The following is a 7,257-nucleotide window of genomic DNA, read 5'->3' on the forward strand; positions in this document are numbered from 1 at the left end:
CTTCCTCCGCCCTTTCCGCTACGCTCCAAGGACGGAGGAAGGCGGTGGAGGAGTTGCACTTCTAACTTGACGGTGGGGAGATAATGAATGGAATCCTTTATATCAACAAGACCGGATGAATGTCCATCCAAATTTCAGGTACTTCCCAAACACTGGATTGTGGAACGCTCTTTCTCATGGCTGGAAAATTTCAGAAAGCTGACCATCGATTACGAATTCCTTGCTGAAACTGCGAAAGCTATGGTAAGGTCGCATTCATTCAAATCATGCTTATACTTCTCGCGGCATTAATTTGGTGTATTTTGTCACTTGTCATATTTGTCAAGTCGGATTTGTGTCCATACACTTTATGTCTATCGGTTGCTTTTCCAAGCTAAGACAGAACATTAACTTAGTTCGATAACCACTGCCTTACTTGTAAGATTATTAATCTTCATGCCGAAAGATTATTAATCTTCATGCTGTAAGATTAATAATCTTACAAGCGATGCAGTTACATTGCGGAGAGCCGTGCTTGCTTGTCATGTCGGATGTGTAATCCATAAAAATGCACAATTGCACACTGTTCAAAGTATAATATACAAAAAAACAGCAGGAAGCCTTCCTTTTGAAAAAGGAAAAAACTTCCTGCCTTTTTGTTATGAATGAAACGACTTGATTTTATTTCGGTTGCTTGCCAATGTAAGCCAGGATACCACCATCCACGTAAAGGATATGACCGTTTACAAAGTCGGAAGCATCAGATGCAAGGAATACCGTGGGACCCATCAGATCTTCGGGTGTTCCCCAGCGTGCAGCCGGAGTCTTTGAGACAATAAACGAATCGAACGGATGACGTGAACCGTCTGCCTGACGTTCGCGCAACGGAGCAGTCTGCGGAGTAGCGATGTAACCCGGACCGATACCATTGCACTGGATGTTGTATTCACCATATTCGGAAGCGATATTGCGGGTCAGCATCTTCAGACCGCCTTTAGCTGCTGCGTATGCAGATACGGTTTCACGACCCAATTCGCTCATCATCGAACAAACATTGATAATCTTTCCATGACCTTTCTTGATCATGCCCGGAATAACTGCCTTCGCCATAATAAACGGAGCCGTAAGGTCGATGTCGACAACTTGACGGAACTCATCTACCGTCATGTCACACATCGGGATGCGCTTGATGATACCTGCGTTGTTTACCAGAATATCAATCACGCCCAGTTCTTTCTCTATCTGTGCCACAAGTACTTTAACCGCTTCCTCGTCGGTCACATCACAAATATAACCTTTTGCATCAATGCCTTTTGCCTTATAATCGGCAAGAGCATCATCCAGATGTTTTTGTGAACGGCAATTGAACGCAATTTTGGCACCCGCCTGAGCCAATGCTTCGGCCATAGCAAAACCGATTCCATACGCACCGCCTGTTACAAGGGCTACTTTGCCCTCCAATGAGAAATTAACCATAATGTTTTTCATTTTTTATAGTAAATAATTATTTATCTCCGGCATTTCGTCATACCGTTTACGAACACGGTCTGTCATTGTACCGCACAAATATACAAATTTCTTTATTATTGCGCCAATATTTCACAAATCTTATCTTGAAAAAGACGTGCTTTTCTTCCACTCATCACGTTTTGATTGATAATCACGAAAGCCAACATATCACCATTGCCGGCACGTACATATCCGGCAAGCGAACTGACTCCTTTTACCGTACCGGTCTTGGCTCGCACGTTGCGGAACGCCCTCTCTTTCCGCATACGGTAACGGAGTGTACCGTCTACACCAGCTATGGGCAACGCTTCGTAAAAAGGATGGAATATTTCCTGATGGGCATACGCATATTTCAAATAAGCCAGCAACAATTCGGGCGACACATAATTGTACATCGAAACCCCACTCCCATCGACAATGCTGTAATCGTCCGGGTCCTTCCCGATGTGATGACGCATGAAGTGTTCTATCTCTTTCTGTGCATCCTCGATACCGATACTTTTATGCCCGCCTCCCCGGATAGCCAAGTGATAAAACAAAGCTTCCGCCGAAAGATTATCGCTTTTCTTTAAAGCACGTTTCAGAACAGGTTCCAACGGACGAGAGACTTTATATAATAAGGTGACCGTATCGGGACAGACGCCATATTTCAACGAATCGACGGCTATATGCTCCTGAGCTAACTGGTAACGAAAAGTCTGGATAAAGAAATCCTGTGATGAAAACATGTTCAGTGTCCTGCCGGACGGACGCCCTACATTACCGGTAATGTGAATGGTATTACCGTTATATAACCAATCCCGATTTATTTTCAGACTTCCATAATGAGGTATACCACACACGGCACGATTGTCTATTGTATAATAATCCGATTTCGGATATACCTCTACGTCGGGACGTCTTCCCTTTTGAGAAGGTTTAACCGATACATTCACGCATCCCCTGTTCAGCATCAACGGAGAGAGATAAGGCTGAAAGGCATTAGGGGTATCATCCCACGCCCAACCTGTACCCCAATAAATGGAATCCATCACCGATACATCTGCCACCAGGTTTCCCTTGATGCTGTTTATACCTGCACGGTGCACGGCATCGGTCAGACGCTGCAAATCGTCTTCCATAAATTCAGGGTCGAAACCTCCCACCACGTATAAATTACCCTCCAAGGTACTATCTGCCCCGATTGTACCCGTATAAGCCAAACGGGTATCGAAGGTATAGCTTATACCCAACTCTGCCAATGCCGTGACCGTGGTGATAATCTTCTCGATAGAAGCCGGACGATACAATTTCTGATCCTGATAAGCATAGACCGGCGTCCCTTTCGTCAGATTGAATACCGTGATGCCTACTTCGGATGTCTTCAGCACAGGCGATGATGCAACCAGTGCCTCCAGTTGTTCTGCCACACCTTGTGCACAAACCTGGCAAAAGGCCAGCAACATTCCTAAAAAGAAACCTAAACGATGCATAGTTATAAATCTCTAAACAGTTCGCCTACCGTGGGATGTGGGAATACATACCGGCGGAAAGCCTCCAAATCAAGCTCATCTTCTACCATTATGCCGCCCAATACAATGAGTTCGGATGCCGGATTGCCCAACAGGTGAACTCCCAGTACCTTATTATGCTCGTCTACCAGTACCTTCATCATGCCGTTCACACCCTCATTCTCTGCCACAAACCTGCCCGAATAAGTCATCGGGAACTTTACCGCCCGATAAGTAATGCCTTGCTTCTGCAACATCTCCTCGGTTTTTCCCACTGAAGCGACCTCGGGATGTGTATAAACCACGCCGGGAATGGCACGATAACTCATTCCGACAGATTTTCCCAAGATGGTATCTACCGCTATTTCGGCTTCTTTTACCGCCGTATGAGCCAAGAGAGAGACTCCATTCAAATCTCCGCAAGCATATACACCCGGCACAGAAGTTTGAAGCTGGGCATTTACCTTGATGCACTTCCGTTCGGTATATGCAAGAGACAAGTTTTCCAACCCGAAGCCTTGCGTCACCGGACGTCTCCCTACACTCAAGAGCAATTTTTCTGCCTCGAAACGGGTCTCTTCTGCTCCTGTCTGATAATAAACCTGCATACCGGTCTCATTCTGCTCCAGACGGACAACCTTGGCTCCCAGTTTGAAGTCAACACCTCGTTTTGCATAATCGGCACGGAGCATCGAAGCAATTTCACGGTCTATACCGTTCAATATTTCGTCCATCATTTCGATAACGGTCACTTTTACACCTAAGTCGGAAAAGAATGAAGCGAATTCCATCCCGATAACCCCTCCGCCGATAATGGCAAGCGACCGTGGGATTTCTTTGTTGTCAAGCGCATCGCGATGGGTCCAATAACCGACTTTCTCTATGCCCGGAATAGGAGGAATAACCGTCTGGCTCCCCGTGCAAAGAATCAGGTTCTCGCATTCGTAGATTTCCCCAGCGCAACGCACGGTATGCGCATCGACGATGAAAGCCTCTCCGTTTACCAACGTGACATTGGCTCCCGTAAGCTTTGCCTTCACTCCCAGCACCAGCTTGCGCACCACCTTCGACTTGCGGGCTATCATCTTGGGCAAATCGAAACTAACTTCACCGGCATTTACATTATACTTGCGTGCGTGGACGCAGCTATCATAAAGCTTCGATGCATATAGGAGCGTTTTCGTAGGGATACATCCTTCGCTCAGACACACGCCTCCCACACTGTTCTTTTCAAACAGAACCACGCTCAGTCCTGCTTTCCCCGCCTTTTCGGCGGCGGTATATCCGGCAGGTCCCCCGCCGATAATCGCTACTTGGTATTTCATGGTACGTTATTGTTTTTAAGGTCAGTTATTCTTCCACATATTCCATCATCGGGTTCGCTTCCTTCAAGCTGGCGATGAACCCTTTCCGGTCTTTCGGATCCACGGTAGCGTGTCCCTTGGTATGGCGCAACACAATTTGCTGGCTTTTCCATGCCTGTTTACGGTAAATCAATTTCGAAATGCCGTGCAAACGCGAAACTCCGGTAAATCCCCGGCGTATCCATACATCCCCGTTATCGCGTATCTGAATACGGGTTGTCAACTGGTCAACAGCAAGTCCCAAAGGAGCCAGAAGCCCCAACAATCCCCAATAATTCTTACTTTCTAAAGAAAGCCATACAATTGCCAACACCAGCACCAGCAAGATAAACATCCATGCATATGACACTTGCCGGACTCTAAACAATTTTGCCATAATCTCTTTTTTATCTAAGTTTACTCATTATTCTTTCTTGTCTTTTTCTGTATCCAACTGATGAACTCATCTGCATCCACAGGTGAGACCTGTAGCTTATCATCTTTTCCTGCCACACGATAGACGATTTCCACTCGTTTTACCGACAGAGCCGGAGCTATGGAAAAAGATTTGACCTGGTTCATCATTTCTATCGAATTCAAATCCAACGTCCTGCCCGGCACAAACCGACCGCTCTCTATCCGCAACATTCCGTCTTCCGTCACTACATAACGGGTATGGACCAACATTTCGATTTCGAAAATCATACATATCGCCAGCAAGACCGCCAGCAACGTATAATGCAACCAAAAGAAATCGAACAATAAAAAAGCAGTAACAGCCATTAATGACCAGTACCACCCGTCTACCTTCGAATGAAATGTCCTGTTCATCATCCTTTTCCTTATTAATTCAGGGTGAAGATAGTAAATAATCATATAAAATCATTACATCCGGTAAAGTTCTTTTGAAAAAAAAGCAATATGCAGTACAGACATTTCAGTTTTTTTGTAGTTTTGCGTCAATATATACACATTATTATCATGATAAGGAAATATGATTTTCTCGTTATCGGTTCAGGAATTGCCGGAATGAGCTTTGCGCTGAAAGTAGCGCATAAAGGCTCGGTTGCACTGATTTGCAAAGCCGGGCTGGAAGAAGCGAACACATATTATGCACAAGGAGGCATCGCTTCTGTGACAAATCTGAAGGTGGATAATTTCGAAAAACACATTCACGATACGATGGTTGCCGGAGACTGGATAAGCGACCGTGCAGCGGTAGAAAAAGTAGTACGCAACGCCCCGTCACAAATCGAAGAATTAATCAAATGGGGAGTAGACTTCGACAAAAAAGAAAATGGAGAGTTCGACCTTCACCGGGAAGGCGGTCATTCCGAGTTCCGTATCCTTCATCACAAAGACAATACTGGCGCCGAAATCCAAACCAGTTTGATAGAAGAAGTCAAACGACATCCGAACATCACCGTCTTTACCAACTTTTATGCCGTAGAAATCATCACACAACATCATTTAGGCATCATTGTTACCCGTCATACCCCAGGTATCAAATGTTATGGAGCATACGTATTGAACGAAGCTACAGGAGAAGTGGACACGTTCCTTTCAAAAGTTACCGTTATGGCAACAGGAGGATGCGAAGCTGTTTACCGTCATACCACCAACCCGTTGGTAGCTACAGGCGATGGTATCGCAATGGTATATCGAGCCAAAGGTATCGTAAAAGATATGGAATTTATCCAATTTCATCCGACTGCCTTGTATCATCCGGGCGACCGGCCCAGCTTCTTAATTACAGAAGCTATGCGAGGATATGGAGGTGTACTAAGAAATCTGGCAGGCGAAGAATTCATGCAAAAATACGACCCACGCTTATCATTGGCTCCACGCGACATCGTAGCCCGTGCCATAGATAATGAAATGAAACAGCGTGGTGAAGACCATGTTTATCTAGATGTCACTCATAAAGACCCCGAAGAAACTAAAAAACATTTTCCGAACATATACAAGAAATGTCTCAGCCTGGGAATCGATATCACTAAAGATTATATTCCGGTAGCTCCTGCTGCACATTATCTATGCGGAGGCATCAAAGTAGACCTTGACGGACAATCCAGCATCAAACGTCTGTATGCTCTAGGTGAATGTTCCTGTACCGGTTTGCATGGAGGCAACCGACTAGCTTCAAATTCCCTGATAGAAGCCATCGTTTATGCAGATTCTGCAGCCAAACATGCCATAAGCGTACTAGACCGTTATGATTTCAATGAAGATATTCCAGAATGGAATGCAGAGGGTACAATGAACAACGAAGAACGCATTTTGATTACCCAAAGCATGAAAGAAGTTAATCAAATTATGGAAGCATACGTAGGTATTGTACGCAGCAATCTTCGTCTGGTACGTGCATGGAATCGGTTAGATATTTTATACGAAGAAACAGAACGCCTATTCAAACGCGTAAAAGCATCTCGTGAAATTTGCGAACTCCGCAACATGATTAATGTAGGCTACCTGATTACCCGTCAAGCTATGGAACGTAAAGAAAGTCGAGGATTACATTACACAATCGATTATCCACATCCTTGCAACAAGGAATCAGAATAAAAAAATAATTCTACAATTAACCAATAAACAATTATTCTGAAGCAGGCTTTAAAAAAATTTTTTAGAGCCTGCTTATTTTTTTAATTGTATTTTAAAGATGTTTTCCTGACTTTATGAGAATTACAGACCATTTGACTAATAAAATGAATATCCTCAAAATGCCTGTAGGTAAAAGGTGTTAGAAAGAGTTATACCTTCAAGTAGAAGTTAAATGGCTGAATGACATCCATGACAAGAAAAAGAATGCATAATCTCAAAAAAAGAAAGGGATCCTCCCCCGGACATCAGACCGGAGAAGGATCCCAAAACGGCGGCTACCTACTCTCCCACTGTTACGCAGTACCATCGGCGTGACGAAGCTTAACTTCTCT

At 44.6% G+C, this 7,257-nt stretch carries 6 protein-coding genes; 1 reads left to right on the forward strand and 5 read right to left on the reverse strand.

Annotated elements, in window-relative coordinates:
- Positions 1-660 precede the first annotated feature (660 nt).
- The 5 genes from H9625_RS16680 to H9625_RS16700 all read right to left on the reverse strand — a co-directional run bounded on the left by H9625_RS16680 (position 661) and on the right by H9625_RS16700 (position 5,155).
- Entirely contained in the window at positions 661-1,455 is a 795-nt protein-coding gene (locus tag H9625_RS16680) for a gluconate 5-dehydrogenase (RefSeq protein WP_022038708.1), read from the reverse strand.
- 107 nt (positions 1,456-1,562) lie between these two features.
- The gene (dacB, locus tag H9625_RS16685; RefSeq protein WP_191765433.1) at positions 1,563-2,960 is read right to left on the reverse strand and encodes a D-alanyl-D-alanine carboxypeptidase/D-alanyl-D-alanine endopeptidase; all 1,398 of its coding nucleotides are present in this window, start codon (positions 2,958-2,960) and stop codon (positions 1,563-1,565) included.
- Between the two features lie 2 nt (positions 2,961-2,962).
- Positions 2,963-4,303, reverse strand: coding sequence for a dihydrolipoyl dehydrogenase (lpdA, locus tag H9625_RS16690; protein WP_191765435.1), 1,341 nt, complete (start codon positions 4,301-4,303; stop codon positions 2,963-2,965).
- Between the two features lie 25 nt (positions 4,304-4,328).
- Entirely contained in the window at positions 4,329-4,718 is a 390-nt protein-coding gene (locus tag H9625_RS16695; RefSeq protein WP_191765437.1) for a hypothetical protein, read from the reverse strand.
- 20 nt (positions 4,719-4,738) lie between these two features.
- Positions 4,739-5,155: a PH domain-containing protein gene (locus H9625_RS16700; RefSeq protein WP_225226481.1), complete on the reverse strand. Its 417-nt coding sequence runs from the start codon at positions 5,153-5,155 to the stop codon at positions 4,739-4,741.
- A 147-nt stretch (positions 5,156-5,302) separates the two neighbouring features.
- Here H9625_RS16700 and nadB point away from each other — a divergent pair, with 147 nt between their 5' ends.
- Positions 5,303-6,886, forward strand: coding sequence for an L-aspartate oxidase (gene nadB, locus H9625_RS16705; protein WP_087251676.1), 1,584 nt, complete (start codon positions 5,303-5,305; stop codon positions 6,884-6,886).
- The last annotated feature ends 371 nt before the right edge of the window (positions 6,887-7,257 follow it).

The organism is Phocaeicola intestinalis, from assembly GCF_014837065.1.
Classification (GTDB): Bacteria; Bacteroidota; Bacteroidia; order Bacteroidales; family Bacteroidaceae; genus Phocaeicola; species Phocaeicola intestinalis.